The organism is Vreelandella andesensis (genome assembly GCF_003989795.1).
GTDB classification, from domain to species: Bacteria; Pseudomonadota; Gammaproteobacteria; order Pseudomonadales; family Halomonadaceae; genus Vreelandella; species Vreelandella andesensis.
On sequence record NZ_RZHG01000010.1, the window covers coordinates 1 to 22997 of the forward strand.

The following is a 22997-nucleotide window of genomic DNA, read 5'->3' on the forward strand; positions in this document are numbered from 1 at the left end:
CGCAAGCACTGTTGCAGCGGCACCGAACTGACGTCGGCCAGAAAGGCCGTGTCCGGCTGCTTCTTTAACTGCGTTAAGAACGCGCNGGCGTCGTTATAGCCAACCTTTTCCTGGCGCTCGTAGAACGCATCGGTGCGGTAGCGTAGCACCGCATTCCAAACAAACCGCACGCACCCAAACGTCCGCGCCAGCAGGGCGGCCTGCTCGGGCGTTGGATAGAAGCGGTATTTGAAAGCGCGTTCGGTTTTCATATCTTACAAATTAGCCTAATTTATGTAAGAAAGCAATGCACAAGGCGTCCTGCGGACGCCGCGCTATTCATCGCCACCCAATGCAGTGGCTTGGATGGAGTATTCCGCGCTTGTCGATAAAGGGGTTGCGTTTTAAACGTTTTCGGAGCTGCTTTGGTTTCTCTTAGCCATGAATTGCAACCTGCTGGTGCGTTGTTAAACCCGGCGCACCAACATGAAATGTGAATATCAGCGACCAACCGAGTGAGCTCACAGCGGCGTCTTGCTGGCCTTGCCGGGTATCTCTCTGACGAGCCGAGGCATCAAGAAACCAGGCAAATGTTCAAGCAACTGTTTAACAAGCGCTTTGGCTTCATCATCGGGGACGTCAAAATGGGCGGCACCTTGTACTGGATCGACTACATGTAGGTAGTAAGGCAGCACCCCCGCTTCAAACAGGCGTTCAGACAGGGTGGCCAGCGTACTCACGCTATCGTTTATTCCACGCAGTAACACGCTTTGGTTCAGCAAGGTGGCACCCGCTTGTTTTAAGCGTGTACAGGCATCGATGACCGCTTGGTCGATCTCGTTTGGGTGGTTGATATGAAGCACCACCACTTTCTGCAAACGCGTCGCCGCTAGCCAGCCAAGAAACGCACTATCAATCCGGTCGGGGATCACTACGGGCAAACGGGTATGGATGCGCAGCCGCTTAAGGTGCGGAATGCCTTCAAGCTGTTCCACAAGCCAGGCTAGTTGCTTGTCGCTGGCGGCCAGCGGATCACCGCCAGAAAGAATCGCTTCGTGAAGGTTGGTGTCGGCACGCAGGTAATCTAGCGCTTCTTGCCACTGTGCCCTGGACGGCGAACTCTCGCTGTAGGGAAAATGGCGGCGAAAGCAGTAGCGGCAGTTGATTGCGCAAGCGGGACTGGCAATTAACAGCACGCGGCCAGCGTACTTATGAATGAGCCCTTTAACGGGTTGGTGTTCCGCTTCTTCAAGTGGGTCGGTGACGTAACCTTGCGGTGTCGAGGCTTCATCGATGACCGGAAGTACTTGGCGGAGCAGCGGGTCATTGGGGTCGTTGGGTACAATGCGCGTAAGATAGGCGTCGGGAACACAGATCTCAAACAGCTGATGCCCAGTGGCAGCACCAGGTAACCAGCTTTCGTCCAAGCTCAAGCGCTTGCACAAGGTAGCCGGGTCGCGAATCGCTTGGGAAAGCTGCCGCTGCCATGAAGCGGAAGCCTGGGTAGACGGGCGCTTATCAGCGATAATAATGTTCTCCTGCAAAAAAGCCCTCCTTCGGGTTATCATGCGCGCACTTATTAAACGACGCTTACTACGACATTATCAACGGCGAGGCATAGCTTCGCGCATTACGTTACTGAAATAAAACACTGAGAGGCATCATGGCGAACTATTCTACCAATGAATTCAAGGGCGGTTTGAAAGTAATGCTCGACGGCGACCCTTGCTCGATCGTCGAAAACGAGCTGGTTAAGCCGGGTAAGGGGCAGGCATTTAATCGCGTTAAGCTACGTAACTTGATGACGGGCCGCGTTGGTGAGCGTACTTTCAAATCCGGTGACTCGCTGGAAGGTGCCGATGTCATGGATTTGGAGATGGAGTATCTCTACACCGACGGTGATATGTGGCATTTCATGAAGACCGATGGTTCCTTCGAGCAGTATGCCGTAGAAAAGAAAGCGTTGGGCGATACTGAAAAATGGCTCAAGGAACAGGTGCCTTACATTATTACTTTGTGGAACGATAAGGCGATATCCGTTACGCCGCCTAATTTTATTGAACTAGAAGTGGTTGAGACCGACCCAGGTTTGAAAGGCGATACTGCCCAAGGTGGTTCAAAGCCTGCAACGCTGTCGTCGGGTGCTGTTGTTCGCGTGCCGTTGTTTATCAACCAGGGTGAAGTGCTGAAAATTGATACGCGTTCTGGCGACTATGTTTCTAGGGCATAAGCGTTTCTTGAGCGTAAATGTTTCTAGGGCATAAGCGATTCTCGGTTTTAAGCGTAGCTTGAGTGACCGGTGGTTAGTTAGCCGTGCAGTATCTATTTTATAAAGCCACGAGGTAGCCATGCGTGGCTTTATAATATTGGAGAGACGTTTTCAGGAGAGACGTTAATGACGGCTAACTGGCAGCCAACGGCAAGCATTGAAACGTTGCGCGAGCGTGCACGTTTAATCGCTGGAGTACGTGCCTTTTTCGCTGCGCGTGGTGTGTTGGAGGTGGAGACACCGGTTTTAGGGCAGGGTGGAAGCACCGATGTGCACCTCATCTCGCTCTTTAGTATGGCGCGTACTGATAAAGGCCAGCGTAAACTGTGGCTGCAAACGTCGCCAGAATTTCATATGAAGCGCCTGCTGGCCGCAGGCAGCGGGCCAATCTTTCAACTCGCTAAAAGTTTCCGCGATGGTGAAATTGGCAGTCGACATAATATCGAATTCACCATGCTCGAGTGGTACCGCCCTGGATATAGCTTGGCACAGCTGATTGATGAGACGACCACGCTGGTGGCCAGCGTACTGCCTAGCTTTGTAGGCCCAGTGGTTCACTATCGCTACCGAGAGCTGTTTCATACTTATTTGGCACTTGACCCCTTTACGACGTCTATTGACACATTACGGGTTTTGGCTGCAGAGCGTGGCCAAATGTCTGCGTACGCGTTAGCGGATGAGGGGCGTGATACCTGTCTGGACCTATTAATGAGCATGGTGATTGAGCCAATGCTTGGTAAAAACGAACTAAGCGTTGTTGTGGATTATCCCGCCAGCCAGGCGGCTCTGGCGCGTCGCCATCAAGATGCCGACGGCGAGTGGGTCGCCTCTCGCTTCGAGCTTTATCTCAACGGTATTGAGCTGGCAAATGGCTATGACGAGCTGATTGATGCTGAGGAGCAGCGACTGCGTTTCAGTGAAGACAATGCCGACCGTCGCCGTTTAGGTCTGCCAGAAGTGGATTGTGATGAGCAACTGCTCGCCGCGCTGCATCATGGGATGCCGGAAAGCGCAGGGGTGGCGCTGGGCTTAGATCGTCTTATCCAACTGGCGCTGGGAAAAACACGCCTTGAAGAGGTGCTTACCTTTTCAACACCTAATTGCTGAGAAACCTCTGATTAACGATTGCGCTCGTTACGTTTGCCAGAGGTTTGCTTCTAACAATCACCGTTAGTTTGAGACGTGTGCGTTGGAGTTTGGATTTAAGGTGTTGAGCCGAGCGTTTGGCCCATCTGTACCTTGGCGCCTAGCGGGTTGTCTTCGAAAGCCACCGGCTTGGCAAAACACATCACGACCGTTGAGCCAAGCTTGAAACGGCCCATTTCAGCGCCTTTTTCAAGCGTGATGGGTTGTCCGAAGCGCATGCGCTGAGGGTGGCCCGACAGCGGCGTCACTTGGCCTGCCCAAACAGTTTCGATTGCTGCGACGATCATCGCACCTACCAATACCATGGCCATTGGGCCGTGCTCAGTATCAAAAATACACACCAAGCGTTCGTTGCGGGCAAATAGCCCTGGCACGTGGTTAGCGGTTGCCTGATTGACCGAGAAAAGCCGCCCTGGCACGTAGATCATCTCGCGTAACGTACCTGAATTCGGCATGTGTACGCGGTGGTAATCACGAGGGGAGAGGTAAATCGTCGCAAAACTGCCGCCCATAAATTCTTCGGCTAGCGCACTGTCGCCACCTAGCAGGGTTTGGGCAGAAAATGTATGGCCTTTTGCTTGTACTAACTGGCCTGCCTGTAAACGACCGAATTGTGACAATGTGCCATCAGCTGGGCTTAGCAGGCCTTCACCCAACGGGCGGGCATTGGCTTTTAACGCCCGCGTAAAGAAGTCGTTGAACGTTGCGTAAGCAGTGGGGTCCGGTTCCAGCGCTTGACTCATATCCACGTCAAAACGTTTGATAAACGTCTTAATCAACTTGTCTTTCACCGACGGGGTATCGCACTGGGCGAGTTTGCCGATTAAACGCGAAAGCGCATGGTGAGGCAGCGGGTATTGAATGAGGGAAAACGCTTTTTGGGAAAGGGTCACAGTAATATCTTCACTTCTCAATCGGTGTGTCGTCGCGGTTGCCCCATTCGCCCCAAGAGCCTGCATAGCCACGTATATTAAAGCCTAGCGCTTTGCCGACTAACCACGTGAAGCTGCTGCGATGATGGCTCTGGCAATGAGTGGCAATTTCCATTTCTGGCGTTAGGCCGAGCGCGCCTAGTTCGGTCATTAGCTCAGCATAATCGCGGATACGAAGTGCGCGGCTGCGGTCCATGGCGTCAAGCCAGTCCATATTGACCGCGCCGGGGATATGGCCAAGGTGCTTGTTGTTGCCTTTGTCACCATCAAATTCACCTTTGGATCGGGCATCCCACACAGCGAACTGTTTATCCTTGAGCTTTTGTTTGATTTCGTCGCAAGTAATTAGGGCATGCGGATTAAGAATTTCAGCTCGATATTCGCTTGATGTTGGGGCGGTAGGTTCGGTGCTTTCTTCTAAGCCGGCGTCCCTCCAGGCATGGATCCCGCCATTTAAGTAGGAATAACGCGTGTGGCCGATCAGCTCCAGTGTCCATAACAGCCTTGCCGCCCAACCACCGCCTTCATCATCATAAGCAACGACGTGAGTATCGCGGGTGAGGCCAAGTGCGCTGAACAGCTGCGAGAGAAATTCAGTGCTGGGCACATCATTGGGCACCGGTCCTTCGCCACGCATTAGGTAACGGAAATCAAGGTAAATAGCGCCCGGCACATGACCTTGGCGATAGCTATCACCATTGGCGGGTACATCGATAATCAGCAGTTGCGGATCATCCAGGTGCTCGTGAAGCTGCTCTGGTTCAACAACTAGTGGCAGTAGATTGGTTTCCGACGAGTGGCTGGTGGTGCTCATTTAAAGCTCCCTATTCCTAGACATTAACGTCATAAAATTAAGCAGTTAGGCTATCGAGAATGCGTCGATAGCTGGCAAAACGTTCTGGATGAATCTTGCCTGCCTCTACTGCTTCGAGTAAAGCACAGCCCGGTTCGTTTCTGTGACGACAATCTCGGAATCGGCAGTGGCCAATAAACGGATGAAACTCAATAAACCCATCGGTGACTTCCTGTTCATCAAGGTGGATCAGGCCAAATTCACGAATACCTGGCGAATCAATCAGCTCGCCGTCAGTCACTTCATCACTGCTCATCGCATAAAGTCGAGCGGTGGTAGTGGTGTGAGTACCCTTACGTGAGTCTTCTGACAATGCGCCAATTCGTAAGGTTTCATCGGGTAGCAGTAGATCAATCAGGGACGATTTGCCAACGCCGCTTTGGCCGACAAACACCGATGTTCTCCCTTCAAGCTGCTGGCGTAGTTCATCTAGGCCAGCTTCATGAGCAGTGGTGGTTCGAACCACGGTGTAGCCCAAGGACCGATAGCGCTCTAACAATTGCCCCAACTTACCACCGTCTGCTGGCAGCAAGTCGGTTTTATTGAGCACAAGCACGGGCGCAATGCCCGTGGCTTCAGCAGCAACTAAATATCGATCAATTAAATTGGGGTGAGGAGCGGGTTCAACCGCAAATACGATCAGTAATTGATCGATATTGGCTGCTACTGGTTTAAGCTGGCCCCGCGGATCTGGTCGCTTGAGCACGCTATCGCGCTCTTCGCGGGCCACCACCACGCCGGAACCCTCTTGACCAGCTCGCCAAATTACCCGGTCACCGGTAACTAAACCATCGAGGTTGGCACGAAGATGGCAGCGCACGGGTGTGCCGTCCGCATCGCGTACTTCTAATGTCCGCCCGAAATGAGCCATTACCCGGCCCGGTTGTTCGTCACCATATTCGCCAGCAGCAAGTTTTTCTGCGTCTTTCACATCGCGCTTTTCAGCACGTTGAGCACGTTCTGCCTGGACTTTATCGACTCGCCACTGTTGCTGGCGACTTAATTTACGTTTGCTCATGACCACCTGATGCTCGGTACAATAGTGGCATTGTACTCACCTGGGCAGTCTACTGTCCCGTGTTGGGTGCTGGTTAAGGCAATATAAGCCACACTTTTACTCTAATCGCCGTATTAAGTGGCGGTAATGGATGAGGAATGAATGTAATGAGCGAACAAACTGTTGATAACGCCACACCGCGAGATGATTTGTTGGTATGGATAGATTTGGAAATGACCGGCCTTGACCCTAATAAAGAGCGCATCATAGAGGTGGCAACACTGATTACCGATGCTGATTTGAACGTAGTGGCGGAAGGGCCGGTGATTGCTGTGAAACAGCCCGATAGCCAGTTAGCACAAATGGACGATTGGAACCAAAAAACCCATGGTGAAAGCGGGCTGGTTGCTCGTGTCAAAGCGAGTACCGCGACTACCGCTGATGCCGAGCAGCAAACGCTCGATTTTCTGCGCAGTTATGTGGTTGCTGGGTCATCGCCTATGTGTGGCAATAGTATTCACCAGGATCGGCGTTTTTTAGAGCGTGAAATGCCGGCCCTGTGGGCATTTTTCCATTACCGTAATTTGGATGTGTCGTCGGTTAAGGAGTTGGCAAAGCGTTGGAACCCGGGCGCGTTAGCAGGATTTAAAAAGCAAAATGTCCACTTAGCGATGGATGATATTAAGGAGTCGATTGCTGAGTTGGCTCATTATCGCAGCACGTTTTTGCGCCTTGAGACGGCAAAAGATGAAGAGGAATAGGCTTCCTTTATTCCGAGATAAGCGAAGTTTCAATGCGTGCTTCCTGCTTAAGGCGCTGTTCAGCCAGTGCCCAAGCAACGTGCTCACGCACTAAGCTACTTGGGTAGGCTCTTCGTGACCACAAGGCTGCCTCAACGGCGCGACTCCAGGGAGCATTGCCCAGGCCAATGGCGAGATTGCGCAGCCAGCGTTCGTAGCCAATGCGCCGAATAGGACTGCCTGCAGTTTTGTCCAGAAACTCGTCTTCGCCCCAGGCAAACAGGTGAATAAGTTCAGCGCGGTCAAGGTCATGGCGCGGCGCAAAGTCATCTTCCTGGGTAATGCGGGTGAAGCGGGTGAAAGGGCACACCAGCTGGCAGTCGTCGCAACCGTAGATACGATTACCCATGGCGCGGCGAAACTCAGTCGGTATCGCGCCATGTAGTTCAATGGTGAGATAAGAAATGCATTTGCGAGAGTCGACGACCTTATCGTCTACAATGGCGCCGGTTGGGCAGGCGGTGCGGCAAGCGCTACAACTGCCACAGTGCTCCTGAGTAAACGGCTCGTCAACAGGAAGCGGCAGGTCGGTATACAGCTCGCCGAGGAAAAAAAGCGACCCAGCCTTGGGATTAAGCAACATGGCATTTTTACCAAACCAGCCAAGGCCTGCTTTTTGCGCTAGGGCGCGCTCCATCACGGGGGCAGAGTCTACAAATGCGCGATAACCAAAGGCGCCAACTTCTTGCTCAATATTTTTAGCTAGCTGCGCCAACCGCTTGCGCATTAATTTATGATAGTCGCGTCCTAGCGCGTAGCGTGAAACATAGGCGCGACTAGGTTGACCAAGTACTTTGGTGCTTTCTACTTCTGCAGGTAGATAATCCATGCGCACGCTGATGACTCGTTGGGTGCCAGGTTCGAGTTCTTCAGGGCGAGTGCGTTTGGTGCCATGTTTCGCCATAAAGCCCATGTCACCGTGGTAGCCGTTTTCCAGCCAGGCATCCAGATAGGTTTCATGCACCGCTAGCTGGGTGTCTGTAATGCCTACTTGCTGAAAACCTAGCTCCCGGCCCCAGGTCTTGATTAGGCTCGCAAGGCGCGTTAGGTCATCATCAGACAGTGAAAAGGTGGTGAAACTTTGCATGGTAAATCAACAGTAGCGCGTTAAGCGCGCTATGCTAACGCATAATTGGTAATCAACACACTAGCGCCCATCGTAACCAGATTAAGGAGAGATCGTGCCCACGTTAAGTACTTCCTCGCTACGCCCCCTTTATACGGCAGCTCAAGTGCGTGAGCTTGATCGGCGGACGATTGCTGGCGGCATTGAAAGTTTTGCCTTAATGCAGCGTGCGGCCTCTAGTGCATGGCATAGCTTCCGCTCCCGCTGGCCGCAAGCACGAAGTGTAACGGTGCTATGCGGCAGCGGTAATAACGGCGGTGATGGTCACGTGCTCGCGGCGTTGGCCATGCAGTCTGGGCTTAAAGTGCAGCGTATCTCACTTAGGCCCTTAGACGCGTTGACGGGGGATGTTGCGCGTGCGGCTGAGCTAGCGTCGGCAGCGGGCGTTGGCCTGGATGAGTGGCAGCCAAACACCACGCTGGTTGGCGAGGTAATCGTTGATGCTTTGCTGGGTACCGGGTTGTCAGGTGATGTTACCGGAGAAATAAAGCAGCTGATGGAGGCGATTAATGCGTCGCATCAGCCTGTGTTAGCGCTGGATATTCCCTCTGGGATCTCAGCTGATACAGGAGCTGTCATGGGGCTAGCCGTTGATGCTGCCTGCACAGTGACGTTTATAGGCGATAAAATTGGCCTTCATACTGGTGACGCGCCTGCGTATACCGGTGAAATTGACTTTCGTCCGCTGGGTGTTAAGGCGCAGGCATTTTTTGATATACCGCCAAGCGCATGGCGTTTGGACGATGGCCTTCTTGAGGAGTTTTTTGCGCCGCGCTCTCGCATTAGCCATAAAGGAGAGCTGGGGCATGTAGTGGTAATGGGGGGCGCGCCGGGGTTTGGTGGAGCGGCATTGCTTGCTTCTCAAGCGGCCGCCCGCTTAGGTGCCGGTAAAGTTAGCTTGGCAACGGCCGCCGAGCATGTGACTGCAAGTTTGATGCGCTGCCCTGAAGTAATGGCTCATGGTCTTCGCGGAGGTGCCGATGCAGGCCAGCTAACTTCCCAGGCGGATGTGATTGTCGTTGGGCCGGGGTTGGGGCAGGGGGCTTGGGGACAGGCGATATTGCAGAGCGCTTTGCAAACAGATGTGCCACTTATTGTTGATGCGGATGCGCTAAACCTATTAGCCAGTCGCTGGCCCGATGTACGTCGTGATAATTGGGTATTAACTCCTCACCCAGGTGAGGCAGCTCGGTTGTTGGGCTGCTCAGTTGCGGATATTCAAGCTGACCGCCCGGCGGCAGCCCGAGCCTTGCAGCGGGCGCGCGGCGGCGTGGTGATTTTAAAGGGTGCGGGTAGTTTAGTGGCTGGCCCTAGCGGGTTGGTTATATGCCCTTATGGCAACCCCGGCATGGCCAGTGGTGGTATGGGTGATGTGCTTAGCGGCATGCTAGGCACGCTGGTGGCTCAGAGCGACAATATAGAGCGTGGCGCATGGCTTGGGGTAATGGTGCATGCTCAGGCAGGCGATGAAGCGGCTAAAACAACGGGTGAACGTGGCCTGCTGGCAAGTGATCTGGCATCCTATGCACGAGTCTTAATTAACCCGTGAAGGCGGCCTACATGCAAGTGCAATTGAATGATGAAATGGCCCACGTTGCCTTCGGTGAGGCATTGGGGCAAGCGCTGCAAGGTCACGGGCGTGTTTATTTAGAGGGCGACTTAGGCGCAGGAAAGACAACATTAACCCGCGGCATATTGCGAGCCTACGGCTATCAAGGGGCGGTTAAAAGCCCTACTTACACGTTGGTAGAGCCCTATGAGCTGGGAGCGCAGCGAATTTATCATTTAGATCTGTATCGCTTAGCAGACCCAGAAGAGCTTGAGTTTATCGGCGGGCGAGATGTGCTTGCCGATGAAGCACTCTGTTTAATTGAGTGGCCGAGCCGAGGAGAAGGTTGGCTCCCCGCCCCTGATTTGCGAGTGGCGCTGGAAGTGATGGATTCTGGGCGTTTGGTTACGCTAAGCGCAGAAACGGACTTGGGTGAACGGGTGATCAGCGAGATGGTGAGTAAGTGTGGCAGTGAACAGCTTGAAAGTGGTGTCATTCAATGGCTATAAAAAGCGCACTAAACTACCTGGCACGCAACGTGTCCCTTGGCTGTGTTCTTGTGGTGGCTAGCGCTTCATCTCTGCAGGCGGCGACGGTAGAGAGTATGCGGCTATGGTCAGCTCCAGATCATGCGCGTTTGGTGTTTGATCTTACGGCAGCTGCGAACGCGAATGTGTTTTCACTTGAGAACCCGTCGCGGTTGGTGATTGACCTTGATGAAAGTCACTTAGATACCGATGTGTCTACGCTACCGCTGGACGGTAGTGCCATAGTTGAAGTGCGAACAGGTATTAGAGACGGCGGTGGTCTTCGCGTTGTTCTAGAGCTGAATCGTGAAATATCTCCGCGTCATTTTTCATTGCCGCCAAACGATCAGTATGGCCATCGTTTGGTTGTCGATCTTGAGTACCCGGGCGAAAGTGCGGTTGAAAACCCTATTGATCCCATCGAAGCGATGATTCGTGATCAAGAGATACTCGCTCAACGGGCAAACACGCAGGCCCAAGCTCAGGCTCAGGTACAGGCAGAAGTCCCGTCTCAGCCTCAAGAGCAGGTGGCCTACGAGGCACCACCGCCTCAGCCGCAGCGACCTGTCGAGGTTCAGCCCGCCCAACCGCATCCGCAGCGAGATATTATTATCGCGATTGATGCAGGGCATGGTGGGGAAGACCCAGGCGCGATTGGACCAGCAGGAACTCGAGAAAAAGACGTTGTATTGGAAATTTCTCGACGCTTGGCGGCAGAGGTAAATGGTACCCATGGCTTTAAAGCAATACTCATCAGGGATGGTGATTACTATTTGGGCCTTCGCCAGCGTACCCAGCTAGCTCGGGATCAGAAGGCTGATTTTTTTGTATCGATACATGCGGATGCCTTTACGAGTCCGAGGCCCCAGGGAAGCTCTGTTTATGCGCTTTCCCAGCGAGGTGCAACGTCTGAAACGGCCCAATGGCTTGCGGATAGCGAAAATCGCTCTGACCTGATTGGCGGCGTCGATGGCAACCTTTCCCTGCGCGACAAAGATCAAGTGCTGCGAGGTGTGTTGCTAGACCTCACGATGACGGCAACATTGAACGATTCGTTGTCTATCGGAGGGCAAGTGCTGGATCAATTAGGTCGCATCAATCGCCTTCATAAATCTCGCGTTGAGCAGGCTGGCTTTATGGTGCTGAAATCGCCGGATATTCCGTCACTACTTATTGAAGTTGGCTTTATCTCTAACCCTGATGAAGAGCGCCGCCTGCGCGACCCGGTTCATCAGCGTGGGTTGTCAGCGGCCATCTTTAACGGGTTGCGTGATCACTTTGAACGTAATCCGCCGCCAGCGAGCCTATTGGCCTGGCAGCGCGATAATCAGCGTCGCCCGAGCGGTAACGAATACCGTATCCAGTCGGGTGATACGCTGTCAGCTATTGCAGTACGCCATGGCGTGCCGGTGAACCAGCTTAAGCAAGCCAATGACATTAACGGTGACGTTATCCGAGTCGGTCAGGTGCTACGCATTCCACGTTCATGATCATAAGTTTCAGAGGTGACGGTTGTCTGAATTGATCTCTTCGCCAGCGCGTATTCATGTGCTTGACCCCCGGTTGGCGAACCAAATCGCCGCGGGGGAAGTTGTCGAGCGCCCTTCATCAGTGACCAAGGAGTTAATTGAGAACGCCATTGATGCTGGCAGTCAGCGAATTGAAATAGAGATAGAGCAAGGCGGTGCTAGGCTGATTAAAGTGCGGGATGATGGTATTGGCATTGGCGAACACGATCTGCCTTTGGCTCTTGCGCGCCACGCGACCAGTAAAATCAATAGCCTCGAAGATTTAGAAGGCGTGAGTTCACTGGGGTTTCGTGGCGAAGCATTGGCCTCGATTAGTTCTGTCTCCCGACTGGAGCTCATCTCTAATGCTGAAGAAGACCCTCGCCAAGGATGGAGAGTGGTTGCCGAGGGGCGGGGTATGGACGCGCGGGTAACGCCTGCGCCACACCCCCGCGGTACCAGTGTCGCAGTGCGGGATCTGTTTTTTAATACCCCTGCGCGGCGCAAATTTTTACGCACCGAAAAAACAGAGTTTGCCCATGTCGAAGAGGCTTTTCGCCGCCAGGCCTTGTCACGTTACGACATAGCCTGGGTGCTTCGACATAACCAGAAAGTGGTTCATCAATTACCACCAGGTGTGACGCCAGCTGCACGCGAGCGGCGCATCGCTTCTCTGTTGGGTAAAAACTTTATTGAGCATGCCCGCTACATTGAGCGAGAGGCGGGTGGGTTGCGTATCAGTGGTTGGGTCGGCTTGCCCACGCATTCACGCTCCCAGGCGGATCAGCAATACTTTTTTGTTAATGGTCGCGTCGTTCGCGACCGTTTAGTGGCTCATGCCGTTCGTCAGGCTTATCGGGACGTGTTGTATAACGGTCGCCACCCAGTGTTTGTGCTTTACCTGGAGCTCGACCCAGATGTTGTCGACGTCAACGTACACCCCACCAAGCATGAAGTACGGTTTCGTGATGGACGCATGGTGCATGACTTTCTTTACTCTAGCTTGCACCACTGTCTCGCTTCTTCTAAGCCTGATGAAGTAGCGCAGAGCACGTCTCATGAGCATGAAGGTGGTGCAGCCGGCGACACAGCTGATGCCACGGGCAATGCCGGTGAGGCCGAGGTACAAACGCCAGCGCCTCGCTGGCAACAGCAGGGCATGGCACTATCTGAATCCCCCGAGCGTCATCCTGGGGCAGAGCGAGTTCGTCGCTTTATGCAGGGCTACCAAGCGCTGCACCCAGATCATGAAGAATCACTGTTAACGCCGCAGCCGAGTGCGCCAAGCATCAGCGCATCAAAAGCAACAGAAGTGCGCGAAGCGCCGCTGGCAATGCCCGAGTATGATGCGACCACGGCGCCTCCGCTGGGCTTTGCGCTAGGGCAATTGCACGGTGTTTATATTTTGGCGCAAAACGCGCAGGGGTTGGTGCTGGTCGACATGCACGCCGCTCACGAGCGAATAGTTTATGAACGCATGAAAAATCAATTGGCTGCAGCGAATGGGATTGATACGCAACCGTTGCTGGTGCCCGTCTCCCTAGCGGCAAGCCGCGCTGAAGTGGCAACAGCGGAAAGCGAGCGCGACGCGATTTTAAAGCTTGGCGTTGAGCTAGATGTGGCGGGCCCTGAAACGTTGCTAGTGCGACAATTGCCAGCGCTCCTAGCCCAGGCAGATCCAGACGCTCTGATACGTCAAATGCTTGAAGAGCTGTCACGGTTCGGGCGAACCCACCAGGTAGAAGCGCGTATTCATGAGCTGCTATCGACCATGGCGTGCCATGGTAGTGTCCGAGCAAATAGGCGCTTAACCATTGATGAAATGAATGCCCTGCTGCGAGATATGGAGCGGACAGAGCGAAGCGATCAGTGCAACCATGGCCGCCCAACCTGGACGCAAATGAGCATGAAGGCACTCGACCGCTTGTTCTTGCGTGGTCAATAGCTGCGCGGTCAATAGCTGCGCGGTCTGTTAGTAAAAATAACGAAGGGAGTGCTGAGAACAGATGGTTGACACACGCCCCTGGGCGATCTTTTTAATGGGACCTACAGCAGCCGGTAAAACAGACACGGCGATGGCCCTTCATGAACGGCTAGGGCATGAGTTGATTAGCGTAGATTCCGCGATGGTATATCGCGGAATGGATATTGGTAGTGCCAAACCAAGTGCTGCGGAGCTTGCACGTGCACCGCATCGGCTTATTGATATTCGCGATCCGTCTGAGCCGTATTCGGCGGCTGATTTTCGTGAAGATGCGCTGCATGAGATGCGGCAAATCAGCGCGGCAGGCGGCGTGCCATTATTGGTCGGTGGGACGATGCTCTATTTCAAGCGTCTGGCAGAAGGCGTTGCTAACTTGCCTGCTGCCGATGCCACCGTACGCCAGCAGTTGGAAGCTATTAAGCAGAATGAAGGGTTAGCTGCGCTGCATCGAATGTTGGCTGAGGTAGATAGTGTTTCAGCGCAACGAATTCATCCCAATGATCCACAGCGCTTGATGCGTGCGCTTGAAGTGTATTATGTAAGTGGGCGTCCTATGAGCGAGCTATGGGCGGAACAGCAGCCTGAAATCTTTCCCTGGCGTGTGATGTCGATAGCGTTAGCACCAAGTGATCGCCAATGGCTACACAGCCGCATTGCTTTGCGCTTTAAAACAATGTTGGCTGAGGGCTTGATAGATGAAGTTGCCGCCCTCAAAAAACGTCCTGATATTCATTTTGACTTGCCAGCGATGAAGAGTGTTGGCTATCGTCAAGTATGGGAATATTTAGACAGTAAATACGACGAAAATGAATTAATTGAGCGTGGCGTGATAGCAACTCGGCAGCTCGCTAAGCGACAGCTTACGTGGCTAAGGAGTTGGCCATCGCTTATGTGGGTAGATTCGCAGCAGCCCGACGTGTTGGATAAGGTGCTGAAATTCGTGCGTGAAAGCAGTGCTTAGCGTAAGATAGTTAGTTCGTAAGCAAGTGTTTTCGAGTGGCTGGCTGGCTCTTTTGACAGCCCCAGGCCTTTCGGGCAACAAGATTGCGGCGCAGCACCAGTAGGGCGCGCCATTTATAACCAACCCCAACGACAGTTTTAGGGAGAGCAACATGTCCAAAGGGCAGTCCCTTCAAGACCCGTACCTGAACATTTTGCGCAAGGAGCGCATTCCGGTCTCTATTTTTCTGGTTAACGGCATTAAATTGCAGGGCCAGATTGAATCATTTGACCAGTTTGTCATTCTATTGCGCAATACCGTCAGTCAGATGGTTTATAAACACGCTATTTCTACGGTAGTGCCTTCGCGCAACGTGCGCTTGCCGGTACAAGATCCAGCCGCGCCTGACGCGGACATCTAACACCGCTGGATAGATAGCTAGAGAGTCCACGAGGTATTGATTGTTTTTTGAGCGCCCAGATGCCGGTGAAACGGCAGTTCTTGTTCACGTCGATTTTCATGACGAGCAAGCACGTGAAGACCCGGGTGAGTTCTTAGAGCTCGTGCGCTCTGCTGGCGCAGAGCCCGCGACATTACTCACCGCTAGCCGACAGCGTCCTGATTCCCGAACGTTTATCGGGTCAGGCAAGTTGGAGGAGTTGCGAGCATTGCTCGCGGCTCACCAAGCAGAACTGGTGATCTTCAACCACAGCTTAAGTCCCTCCCAAGAGCGCAATCTTGAGCATGAACTCAAGTGTCGAGTCCTTGACCGCACTGGTTTAATACTCGATATCTTCGCGCAACGGGCACGCACCCATGAGGGTAAGTTGCAGGTGGAGCTTGCCCAGCTTGAATATATGTCCACTCGTCTAGTACGCGGTTGGACCCACTTAGAACGCCAAAAGGGTGGCATCGGTTTACGCGGCCCTGGCGAAACGCAGCTAGAAACCGACCGTCGTTTGTTACGCGGGCGCATCAAGTCTATTCATAAGCGGCTGGATAAAGTACGCAGCCAACGTGATCAAAACCGTCGCGCTCGCTCGCGGGCTGAAATCCATAGCGTTTCATTAGTTGGCTACACCAATGCTGGTAAATCGACGCTGTTTAATGCGCTTACCAATGCCAAGGTTTATGCGGCTGACCAGCTATTTGCCACGCTTGACCCCACACTTCGTCGTCTTGAAATTGAAGACGTTGGCCCTGTTGTTATAGCCGATACGGTAGGCTTTATTCGCCATTTGCCACACAAATTGGTTGAAGCTTTCCGGGCGACGCTTCAGGAGGCCGCAGAAGCATCTCTACTGGTACATGTAATTGATGCTGCTGACCCTGATCGTGATGTTAACGTCGAACAAGTTGATCGTGTGCTTAAAGAGATAGGCGCTGATAGCGTGCCGGTTCTCAAAGTCATGAATAAAATCGACCGGTTAGACAGTGCGCCGCGCATTGAGCGCGACGGCCAGGGTGTGCCTGATGTTGTGTGGCTTTCTGCTCAACAGGGGCAGGGTCTTGATTTGCTTCATGAGGCGCTAACCGAGCGTTTAGCAAATGATGTTATCGGCTTTTCACTTACCCTATTTCCGGAACAGGGTAAACTTCGTGCTGGCCTGCATGAGTTGAATGCTGTTCGTAACGAATACTTTGATGAGCAAGGGCAGTCTGTTTTAGACGTGCGTTTGCCCAGACGCGACTTTAACCAGTTGATGGCTCAGCTTGGTGAGCGTGCCAATACCTACTTGCCTGTTGCATTACGCGAAATTGACGAATGGTAACCAATCGGACGCCGTGCGCATGTAGATCTGAGTATATGTAAGCCTAGATGTGTGTAACGTTCGGTAGAAGTATGGTACAAGATTTATATAGCAACAATATTAAAAGCACCGGCCTTGCTAACGGCAAGTCTAAGTGCAGGTGAACACCTTAGTGGAGAAGAAGTATGGCCTGGAATGAGCCCGGTGGTGGCAACCAGCACGACCCCTGGAGCGGTGGTGGCCGACGTGGTAACAACGACGGTGATCGCGGCGGAAATAATGGTGGAGGCAACAATGGTGGAGGTAACAATGGTGGCAAGAATCAAGGTCCTCCCGATCTCGACGAAGCACTAAAGAAATTCCAAGACAAGTTAAACGGAATGCTTGGTGGTGGTAGCAAAAAAGGCAATGGCGGTAACGGGAGTGGTAAAAGCGGCGGTGGTAAACCGCGTAACTCTTTTGCGCTTCCGGGGCTGCTTGTTATTGTTGCTTTAGCCATTTGGGCAGCGTCTGGTTTTTACTTGGTAGACCAGTCTGAACGCGGTGTTGTGCTGCGTTTTGGTGAGTATCAAGGCATCGTAGATCCTGGTCTACAGTGGAATCCACCGCTAATTGACGATGTTCGTATGGTGAATGTGACCCGTGTTAGGTCAGTTTCACAAACGCAGTCCATGCTGACGCGGGACGAAAACATTGTTGAAGTGGAAATTTCTGCTCAGTATCAAGTGGCCAACCCGCGAGACTTTGTATTGAACCTACGCGATCCCGAACTCTCTATCGAGAATGCGTTAGATTCAGCTTTACGTCACGTTGTTGGCGGCACTGACATGATTGATATTTTAACCTCTGGTCGTGAGATTCTTGGTAGCTCTGTGTCAAGCCGACTCCAATCCTATTTGGATGCCTATGGTGCCGGTATTCGTCTACAGACCATTAACATTGAGTCAACCTCAGCGCCAGCGCCGGTTATCGATGCGTTCGATGATGTTATTCGCGCCCGGGAAGATCGTCAGCGTACGATCAACGAAGGCATGGCTTATGCCAATGCCATTATCCCAGCCGCACAAGGTCAAGCGCAGCGTGTAGTTGAGCAGGGCCAAGGTTATCGAGAATCGGTTGTTGCTGAAGCGCAAGGTCAGGCTAACCGTTTTAACTCGCTGTTAACTGAGTACCGCAACGCGCCAGATATTATGCGTGAGCGTATGTACTTGGATGCGATCGAAGAAGTCTTTGGCAATACCTCCAAAGTTTTACTGGATGTAAGCGAAAATGCTCCCTTGATGTACTTGCCGTTGGATCAAATACGCGGCGCAAGCTCGAATAGTGGAAACACTTCTTCCAGTAATACCACTAATAGCAGTAGCGGTGAGTCAATCGATCCGCGAGCGTTGGATTCAATGCGGGGAAACCAAGGTAGTTCCCCATCCTCGTCATCCAGTAGTCCCATTCGCAGGGAGGGCCGCTAAATGATTAATAATCGATCCCTGCTAATCGTAGGTGGCTTGGCCGCTGTGGCTTGGCTAGCTAGTAATAGCTTGTATGTAGTGGATGAAACCGAGCGGGCTGTGAAACTCCGCTTTGGTGAAGTCATCGAAGAAAATATTCAGCCAGGGCTGCACGTCAAAGTCCCGATCGCACAAACGATCCGCAAGTTTGATACGCGTCTGCTGACACTTGACACTGACACCAGCCGTTACCTGACGCTTGAGCAGAAAGCGGTGATCGTTGACTCATATGTCAAATGGCAGGTGATCAATCCTACGCGTTACTACGAGGCGACAGCGGGCGACGAGTTAATGGCGATACGCCTGATTCAACCCCGTGTAGATGAAAGCTTACGTAATGAGTTTGGTCGCTTGAACCTTCAGGAAATTATCGCTGAACGACGCGATGACCTGATGACTGGGCCGACTGCTGACCTTGATTCGTTGATGCGTGAAGAGTTGGGTGTCGCTATTCGTGATATCCGTATCAAGCGTATCGACTTGCCAGAAGACGTTTCAGCAGCGGTATTCGAGCGGATGCGTTCAGAACGTGAGCGTGAAGCCCGTGAATGGCGTGCGCAAGGCCAGGAAGAAGCTGAGCGTATTCGCGCTAATGCGGATCGTCGTCGCCAAGTATTGCTTGCCCAGGCCAACGAGCGTTCTGAAACGCTGCGCGGTGAAGGTGACGCAGAAGCTGCCAGGATATTCTCTCAGGCCTATGGCCAGGATCAGGAATTCTTCGCCTTCTGGCGCAGCTTAAACGCCTATCGTGAAAGCTTTGCAAGTGATAACAATATGTTGGTTCTTGAGCCAGATAGCGATTTCTTCCGCTATCTGCGCAGTCCAACTCCTGTCAGCGCTGAGTAGTTGATTGTGCCCAGTCTCGCTAGGTTATGAAGGCCTAGCGGGGTTCATCTGGCGCGCAAACGTGATAGACTTAATTAACCGGGCGTCGCCCGGTTTTTTTGTGGCCCTTATTTCGCTAGCGCTTGCCTATGAACGCTAAAAACGCGTCATAATGTAGCTAGTTTTGGGCCTTCATTGTCTCGCAGGATTGTTCACATGACCATCGCTGACCGCTGGCTGTTGCCCGACGGCATGGATGAGGTGCTGCCGCCTCAGGCAAGCCGCATGGAAGAGCTGCGCCGTGCGCTGCTTGATCTCTACCATTGCTGGGGCTACGACCAAGTAATGCCACCACCGGTGGAGTTTTTAGACTCCTTGCTTACCGGTACCGGTACCGATCTAGATCTTCAGACGTTTAAAATAACTGACCAGCTAACGGGCCGAATGATGGGGGCATCTGCTGATGTGACACCTCAGGTGGCACGTATGGATGCTCACTCGCTAAAGCGCCAAGGGCCGGTTCGGTTGTGTTACTGCACGAATGTGCTGCGTGCCAAAGCCGACCAGCATCAGGGGGGGCGCAGCCCTGTGCAGGTCGGGGTCGAGTTGTTTGGTCACGCTGGTTTAGAGGCAGACGGTGAAATTATTCATTTGGCACTGGCCAGCTTAAAAGCAGCGGGTGCTGATGAAATTCATTTGGCGCTGGGTCACATTGGCATTTATCGTGGCCTAGTTGAGGCAGCCGCGCTTAGCGATGAGCAAGAGCGGGCGCTGTTTGAAGCACTGGCACTGAAGTCCCCTGGCCAATTAGCTGAGCTGGTTCATCGCAGTGTCAGTGATCCCGCTCTGGCCGATATGTTAATGGCGCTTGGTGAGCTGCACGGTGATGCAAGTGTATTAAGGCAAGCTCGAGAACGTTTTGCCGGTGCACCTGCACCGGTGATGGCGGCACTTGACCAGTTAGAAGCGCTTTATAAAGGTGTGTTGGCGCGTTTTGATGTTTCGCTTTATTTTGATTTGGCGGAGTTGCGTGGTTATCAGTACCACACCGGTATGATGTTTGCTGCCTATGTGCCTGGCTATGGTCATGCATTAGCCAAAGGCGGACGCTACGATGACACTGGCCGCGCTTTTGGTCGTGCACGACCGGCGACTGGTTTCTCTATGGACTTGAAACAATTAGCTACGCTGGCGTTAGTGTCACCCAGCCGGGGTGCTGTTTGGGCGCCTGCCCAAGAAGAAGAGTCGCTTAACGCTGCTATTGCCAAGCTGCGTGAGCAGGGGGAACGGGTGATACAAGCGCTGCCTGAGCAGCGTACTGGGCCGGCGGAACACAGTTGTGACCGCCGTCTTGAGTTTATTGACGGTCGTTGGCAGACAACGGCCCTGACACAAGAGACGAGTACATAATGGGTAAGAATGTCGTAGTCCTGGGTACCCAGTGGGGTGATGAAGGTAAAGGCAAGATTGTTGACCTGCTCACCGAGTCAGCTTCAGCAGTGGTGCGCTTTCAAGGCGGTCATAACGCAGGCCATACGTTGGTTATTGACGGTGTGAAAACCGTTCTTCACCTGATTCCCTCCGGTGTGCTGCGTCCAGGGAAAACCTGTGTGATCGGCAATGGCGTTGTGTTATCGCCTGAAGCACTGATGAAAGAGATCCGTGAGCTTGAAGAAAAGGGTGTGCCGGTACGTGAGCGCCTGCGTTTGTCACCCGCTTGCCCGTTGATCCTGCCCTACCATGTGCGTTTGGATCAAGCGCGCGAGAAAGCGCGCGGTATTGCTAAGATCGGTACCACTGGCCGTGGCATCGGGCCTGCTTACGAGGATAAGGTTGCACGCCGTGGTTTACGTTTAGGCGATATGCTTCACCGCGAGCGGTTTGCCTCGAAGCTTGGTGAGGTACTGGACTACCACAACTTCGTACTGGTCAACTATCACGGTGAACCTCCAGTCGACTTCCAGGAAGTATTGGATACAGCGATGCAGATGGCCGAAGAGCTACGGCCAATGGTCACCGACACTGTCAGTATGGTCCACGATCTTCGCAAAGCCGGTGAGAACATTCTATTTGAAGGTGCTCAAGGCTCGCTGTTGGATATTGATCACGGTACTTACCCCTACGTCACTAGTTCCAATACCACGGCTGGCGGAACGGCTACCGGCTCAGGTGTTGGCCCGCTTTACCTAGATTACGTATTGGGTATCACCAAGGCTTACACTACTCGCGTTGGCTCTGGCCCATTCCCGACAGAGTTGTTTGACGACCATGGCCGTCATCTAGCCGAGCGTGGACATGAGTTCGGTGCAACCACTGGCCGCCCGCGCCGTTGTGGCTGGTTTGATGCCGTAGCGTTGCGTCATGCGGTACAGATCAACTCGGTCTCTGGTATCTGCTTAACTAAGCTTGATGTTCTAGATGGCCTGGAAAATATCCGTGTCTGCGTGGGCTATCGCAGTAAAGATGGCGATGTTTTGGATAATCCAGTGGATTCAGAAGGCTATGAAGCAGTTGAGCCGCTTTACCAGGATCTACCAGGCTGGAAAGAATCTACCTTGGGTGTTAAACGGGTTGAAGATTTGCCGGCTAACGCACGTGCTTACATTAGCTTCTTAGAAGAGCAGGTAGGTATCAGCATCGACATTATTTCAACAGGCCCTGACCGTGTTGAGACTATTGTGTTGCGTAACCCGTTTGACGGCTAAACCTGCATGTTTAGTTAGACCATGCCAGTGTAAGTGGATGGCTGAAAAAAACTAGGTGGCTAAAAAAAGAGGGGCGATCAATTCGCCCCTCTTTTTATTTCGAATTCCTTAGCGAACGAACCATCATATCGGCACTAAAAATCGATACCGCGACGTGCCTGCAGGCCATTGTTAAAAGCGTGTCTCACTTCTTGCATCTCTGTCACGGTATCCGCCATTGCCATCAAGTCGCGATGAGCATTGCGTCCGGTAATAATCACCGTTTGTTCTTGCGGGCGGTTGCTAAGTGCTTGCTTAACCGTATCAATATCTAAGTAACCGAACTTCAACATGTAGGTGATTTCATCCAGTACCACTAAATAGGTGTCTGGATCTGCAAGCATTTTCTCAGCCTCCTGCCATACTTCTTGGCAAGCCTGGGTGTCAGCGTCGCGGTTCTGAGTGTCCCAGGTAAAGCCTGTGGCCATGATGGCAACGCTGAGATTTGAGTCTTCTTCCAATCGATTGCGTTCACCGCACTCCCATAATCCCTTAATAAATTGTACGACACCGACTTTGTAACCATAGCCAAGGGAACGGGTGACAGTACCCCATGCAGCGGTGGTTTTACCCTTACCATTTCCCGTATTTATCAGTAATAGCCCACGCTGTTCGGTAGCGTTAGCAACTTTCTCATCAACGCGGGCTTTTAGTTTTTCCATCGACGCTTTGTGACGTGCATCGCGATCGTTCATGGTAAGTATCCATCGGCAGGGAGTTAATTCAGTAGCGACTAGGGTAATCCATCCAGCAACAATTTAACATTACTAAGATTAGTTCTTGTATAGCTAGTTATAGGTGTTGTCCAGGTTTTTGGGCCGCCGTGTCGAGACACATTATGTAAGAAATTGGCCGGTTGGGGGCTAGCTGCTCTAGAATAGTGGGTCATGTCTTACTAGGAATCATGTCATGCCCTCATTTGATATTGTGTCAGAGTTTGATCAGCACGAAGCGTCCAATGCTGTCGACCAAGCAAACCGTGAAGTGCAGTCACGCTTTGATTTTAAAGGTGTCGACGCCAGCTTCGCGCTTGAAGGAGAGAAAGTTCAGCTTGAAGCTGAGGTTGATTTCCAGTTAAAGCAAATGATTGATGTGTTGCGCAGTCGACTGATCGCACGAGGTATCGATGCCCGCTGTATGGATATTCAAGACCCCATGTTGTCGGGTGTGAAGGCCCGTCAGGAAGTCGTTCTAAAGCAAGGGCTTGACCAGGCAGAAGCCAAAGATGTGGTGAAGCGTATCAAAGCCAGTAAGCTGAAGGTACAGGCTCAAATTCAAGGCGAAAAAGTGCGCGTTACGGGTAAGAAGCGCGATGATCTACAAAGCGTGATGGCGCTATTACGTGGCGAAGAGGGCCCCGAACTACCGCTACAGTTCGATAACTTCCGTGATTAATTTTCTCCGATTAACCGTAATAGGAAATTGACAGCAGTAGGAAATTAACAGCAGTAGGAAATTAACAGCAGTAGGAAATTAACAGCAGTAGGAAATTGACAGTAATGAATGGCGCAGCGTGCATCGCTGCCTCATTAAATAATTTATAAGCTCAAGGAGTCACGCAC

General features: G+C 52.6%; 22 protein-coding genes. 15 read left to right on the forward strand and 7 right to left on the reverse strand.

Translation table 11 applies throughout. From position 1 onward, the window contains the following. Both ELY33_RS05100 and epmB read right to left on the reverse strand, forming a co-directional pair. Window positions 1-251, reverse strand: a 251-nt coding sequence (locus ELY33_RS05100) for a helix-turn-helix domain-containing protein (protein ID WP_167470044.1), incomplete at its 3' end; no start/stop codon positions are given. Between the two features lie 249 nt (window positions 252-500). After that, window positions 501-1523 carry an EF-P beta-lysylation protein EpmB gene (gene epmB / locus ELY33_RS05105; protein ID WP_126944913.1) on the reverse strand — a complete coding sequence of 341 codons (1023 nt, stop codon included), beginning with the start codon at window positions 1521-1523 and terminating at the stop codon, window positions 501-503. A 119-nt stretch (window positions 1524-1642) separates the two neighbouring features. Between epmB and efp the strand changes: the two genes are divergently transcribed. Both efp and epmA read left to right on the forward strand, forming a co-directional pair. Then, window positions 1643-2209 carry an elongation factor P gene (efp, locus tag ELY33_RS05110; protein ID WP_009721928.1) on the forward strand — a complete coding sequence of 189 codons (567 nt, stop codon included), beginning with the start codon at window positions 1643-1645 and terminating at the stop codon, window positions 2207-2209. Window positions 2210-2374: 165 nt separating this feature from the next. Beyond that, window positions 2375-3355: an EF-P lysine aminoacylase EpmA gene (gene epmA / locus ELY33_RS05115; protein ID WP_126944915.1), complete on the forward strand. Its 981-nt coding sequence runs from the start codon at window positions 2375-2377 to the stop codon at window positions 3353-3355. A 95-nt stretch (window positions 3356-3450) separates the two neighbouring features. Here the strand turns inward: epmA and asd are convergent, their stop codons facing one another. From asd to rsgA, 3 genes are read right to left on the reverse strand one after another with little or no spacing between them, the layout of a single operon-like run. Further along, window positions 3451-4287, reverse strand: coding sequence for an archaetidylserine decarboxylase (gene asd / locus ELY33_RS05120; RefSeq protein WP_126944918.1), 837 nt, complete (start codon window positions 4285-4287; stop codon window positions 3451-3453). Between the two features lie 10 nt (window positions 4288-4297). Further along, a complete protein-coding gene (locus ELY33_RS05125) occupies window positions 4298-5140 on the reverse strand; it encodes a sulfurtransferase (RefSeq protein WP_126944921.1) in 843 nt (280 codons plus the stop codon). 37 nt (window positions 5141-5177) lie between these two features. After that, entirely contained in the window at window positions 5178-6197 is a 1020-nt protein-coding gene (gene rsgA, locus ELY33_RS05130) for a small ribosomal subunit biogenesis GTPase RsgA (RefSeq protein WP_126944924.1), read from the reverse strand. 146 nt (window positions 6198-6343) lie between these two features. Between rsgA and orn the strand changes: the two genes are divergently transcribed. After that, on the forward strand, window positions 6344-6937 hold the full coding sequence (orn, locus tag ELY33_RS05135; RefSeq protein WP_126944927.1) for an oligoribonuclease: 594 nt from the start codon (window positions 6344-6346) through the stop codon (window positions 6935-6937). Between the two features lie 7 nt (window positions 6938-6944). On the opposite strand, the gene queG is transcribed toward orn, so the two are convergent. Next, a complete protein-coding gene (queG, locus tag ELY33_RS05140) occupies window positions 6945-8063 on the reverse strand; it encodes a tRNA epoxyqueuosine(34) reductase QueG (RefSeq protein WP_126944930.1) in 1119 nt (372 codons plus the stop codon). Between the two features lie 94 nt (window positions 8064-8157). Here queG and ELY33_RS05145 point away from each other — a divergent pair, with 94 nt between their 5' ends. From ELY33_RS05145 to ELY33_RS05195, 11 genes are all read left to right on the forward strand, one after another. Continuing rightward, a complete protein-coding gene (locus tag ELY33_RS05145) occupies window positions 8158-9651 on the forward strand; it encodes an NAD(P)H-hydrate dehydratase (protein ID WP_126944932.1) in 1494 nt (497 codons plus the stop codon). Between the two features lie 11 nt (window positions 9652-9662). Continuing rightward, window positions 9663-10160 (forward strand): tRNA (adenosine(37)-N6)-threonylcarbamoyltransferase complex ATPase subunit type 1 TsaE, encoded by a 498-nt coding sequence (gene tsaE / locus ELY33_RS05150; RefSeq protein WP_126944935.1) that lies wholly within the window; start codon window positions 9663-9665, stop codon window positions 10158-10160. Beyond that, window positions 10151-11668 (forward strand): N-acetylmuramoyl-L-alanine amidase, encoded by a 1518-nt coding sequence (locus ELY33_RS05155; RefSeq protein ID WP_126944937.1) that lies wholly within the window; start codon window positions 10151-10153, stop codon window positions 11666-11668. The genes tsaE and ELY33_RS05155 overlap by 10 nt, the downstream gene beginning before the upstream one ends. A gap of 22 nt (window positions 11669-11690) precedes the next feature. Continuing rightward, a complete protein-coding gene (mutL, locus tag ELY33_RS05160; protein ID WP_422822283.1) occupies window positions 11691-13631 on the forward strand; it encodes a DNA mismatch repair endonuclease MutL in 1941 nt (646 codons plus the stop codon). A gap of 61 nt (window positions 13632-13692) precedes the next feature. Continuing rightward, complete coding sequence (gene miaA / locus ELY33_RS05165; protein WP_126944940.1) at window positions 13693-14631, forward strand: tRNA (adenosine(37)-N6)-dimethylallyltransferase MiaA; 939 nt, start codon at window positions 13693-13695, stop codon at window positions 14629-14631. Between the two features lie 151 nt (window positions 14632-14782). Then, the gene (gene hfq, locus ELY33_RS05170; RefSeq protein ID WP_030072211.1) at window positions 14783-15031 is read left to right on the forward strand and encodes an RNA chaperone Hfq; all 249 of its coding nucleotides are present in this window, start codon (window positions 14783-14785) and stop codon (window positions 15029-15031) included. Between the two features lie 40 nt (window positions 15032-15071). Further along, window positions 15072-16382, forward strand: a complete 1311-nt coding sequence (gene hflX / locus ELY33_RS05175) for a ribosome rescue GTPase HflX (protein WP_126944943.1) — start codon at window positions 15072-15074, stop codon at window positions 16380-16382. A gap of 164 nt (window positions 16383-16546) precedes the next feature. Continuing rightward, a complete protein-coding gene (gene hflK, locus ELY33_RS05180; RefSeq protein ID WP_126944946.1) occupies window positions 16547-17827 on the forward strand; it encodes an FtsH protease activity modulator HflK in 1281 nt (426 codons plus the stop codon). Beyond that, complete coding sequence (hflC, locus tag ELY33_RS05185; protein WP_126944949.1) at window positions 17828-18712, forward strand: protease modulator HflC; 885 nt, start codon at window positions 17828-17830, stop codon at window positions 18710-18712. It begins immediately after the preceding gene. Window positions 18713-18907: 195 nt separating this feature from the next. Then, entirely contained in the window at window positions 18908-20101 is a 1194-nt protein-coding gene (locus ELY33_RS05190) for an ATP phosphoribosyltransferase regulatory subunit (RefSeq protein ID WP_126944952.1), read from the forward strand. Further along, on the forward strand, window positions 20101-21396 hold the full coding sequence (locus ELY33_RS05195) for an adenylosuccinate synthase (RefSeq protein ID WP_126944955.1): 1296 nt from the start codon (window positions 20101-20103) through the stop codon (window positions 21394-21396). The genes ELY33_RS05190 and ELY33_RS05195 overlap by 1 nt, the downstream gene beginning before the upstream one ends. Window positions 21397-21530: 134 nt before the next feature. Here ELY33_RS05195 and cobO read toward each other — a convergent pair whose 3' ends face one another. Continuing rightward, the gene (cobO, locus tag ELY33_RS05200; protein ID WP_126944958.1) at window positions 21531-22130 is read right to left on the reverse strand and encodes a cob(I)yrinic acid a,c-diamide adenosyltransferase; all 600 of its coding nucleotides are present in this window, start codon (window positions 22128-22130) and stop codon (window positions 21531-21533) included. Between the two features lie 214 nt (window positions 22131-22344). Here cobO and ELY33_RS05205 point away from each other — a divergent pair, with 214 nt between their 5' ends. Next, entirely contained in the window at window positions 22345-22830 is a 486-nt protein-coding gene (locus tag ELY33_RS05205; RefSeq protein ID WP_126944961.1) for a YajQ family cyclic di-GMP-binding protein, read from the forward strand. Window positions 22831-22997 lie beyond the last annotated feature (167 nt).

Excerpts from the sequence above, each read along its gene's own strand:
- tsaE (WP_126944935.1), top strand. The coding sequence starts at position 9,663 with ATGCAAGTGCAATTGAATGATGAAATGGCCCACGTTGCCTTCGGTGAG.
- ELY33_RS05205 (WP_126944961.1), top strand. The coding sequence starts at position 22,345 with ATGCCCTCATTTGATATTGTGTCAGAGTTTGATCAGCACGAAGCGTCC.
- epmA (WP_126944915.1), top strand. The coding sequence starts at position 2,375 with ATGACGGCTAACTGGCAGCCAACGGCAAGCATTGAAACGTTGCGCGAG.
- ELY33_RS05190 (WP_126944952.1), top strand. The coding sequence starts at position 18,908 with ATGACCATCGCTGACCGCTGGCTGTTGCCCGACGGCATGGATGAGGTG.
- ELY33_RS05125 (WP_126944921.1), bottom strand. The coding sequence starts at position 5,140 with ATGAGCACCACCAGCCACTCGTCGGAAACCAATCTACTGCCACTAGTT.
- miaA (WP_126944940.1), top strand. The coding sequence starts at position 13,693 with ATGGTTGACACACGCCCCTGGGCGATCTTTTTAATGGGACCTACAGCA.
- ELY33_RS05195 (WP_126944955.1), top strand. The coding sequence starts at position 20,101 with ATGGGTAAGAATGTCGTAGTCCTGGGTACCCAGTGGGGTGATGAAGGT.
- hflC (WP_126944949.1), top strand. The coding sequence starts at position 17,828 with ATGATTAATAATCGATCCCTGCTAATCGTAGGTGGCTTGGCCGCTGTG.
- efp (WP_009721928.1), top strand. The coding sequence starts at position 1,643 with ATGGCGAACTATTCTACCAATGAATTCAAGGGCGGTTTGAAAGTAATG.
- orn (WP_126944927.1), top strand. The coding sequence starts at position 6,344 with ATGAGCGAACAAACTGTTGATAACGCCACACCGCGAGATGATTTGTTG.
- rsgA (WP_126944924.1), bottom strand. The coding sequence starts at position 6,197 with ATGAGCAAACGTAAATTAAGTCGCCAGCAACAGTGGCGAGTCGATAAA.
- hflK (WP_126944946.1), top strand. The coding sequence starts at position 16,547 with ATGGCCTGGAATGAGCCCGGTGGTGGCAACCAGCACGACCCCTGGAGC.
- hfq (WP_030072211.1), top strand. The coding sequence starts at position 14,783 with ATGTCCAAAGGGCAGTCCCTTCAAGACCCGTACCTGAACATTTTGCGC.
- ELY33_RS05155 (WP_126944937.1), top strand. The coding sequence starts at position 10,151 with ATGGCTATAAAAAGCGCACTAAACTACCTGGCACGCAACGTGTCCCTT.
- cobO (WP_126944958.1), bottom strand. The coding sequence starts at position 22,130 with ATGAACGATCGCGATGCACGTCACAAAGCGTCGATGGAAAAACTAAAA.
- queG (WP_126944930.1), bottom strand. The coding sequence starts at position 8,063 with ATGCAAAGTTTCACCACCTTTTCACTGTCTGATGATGACCTAACGCGC.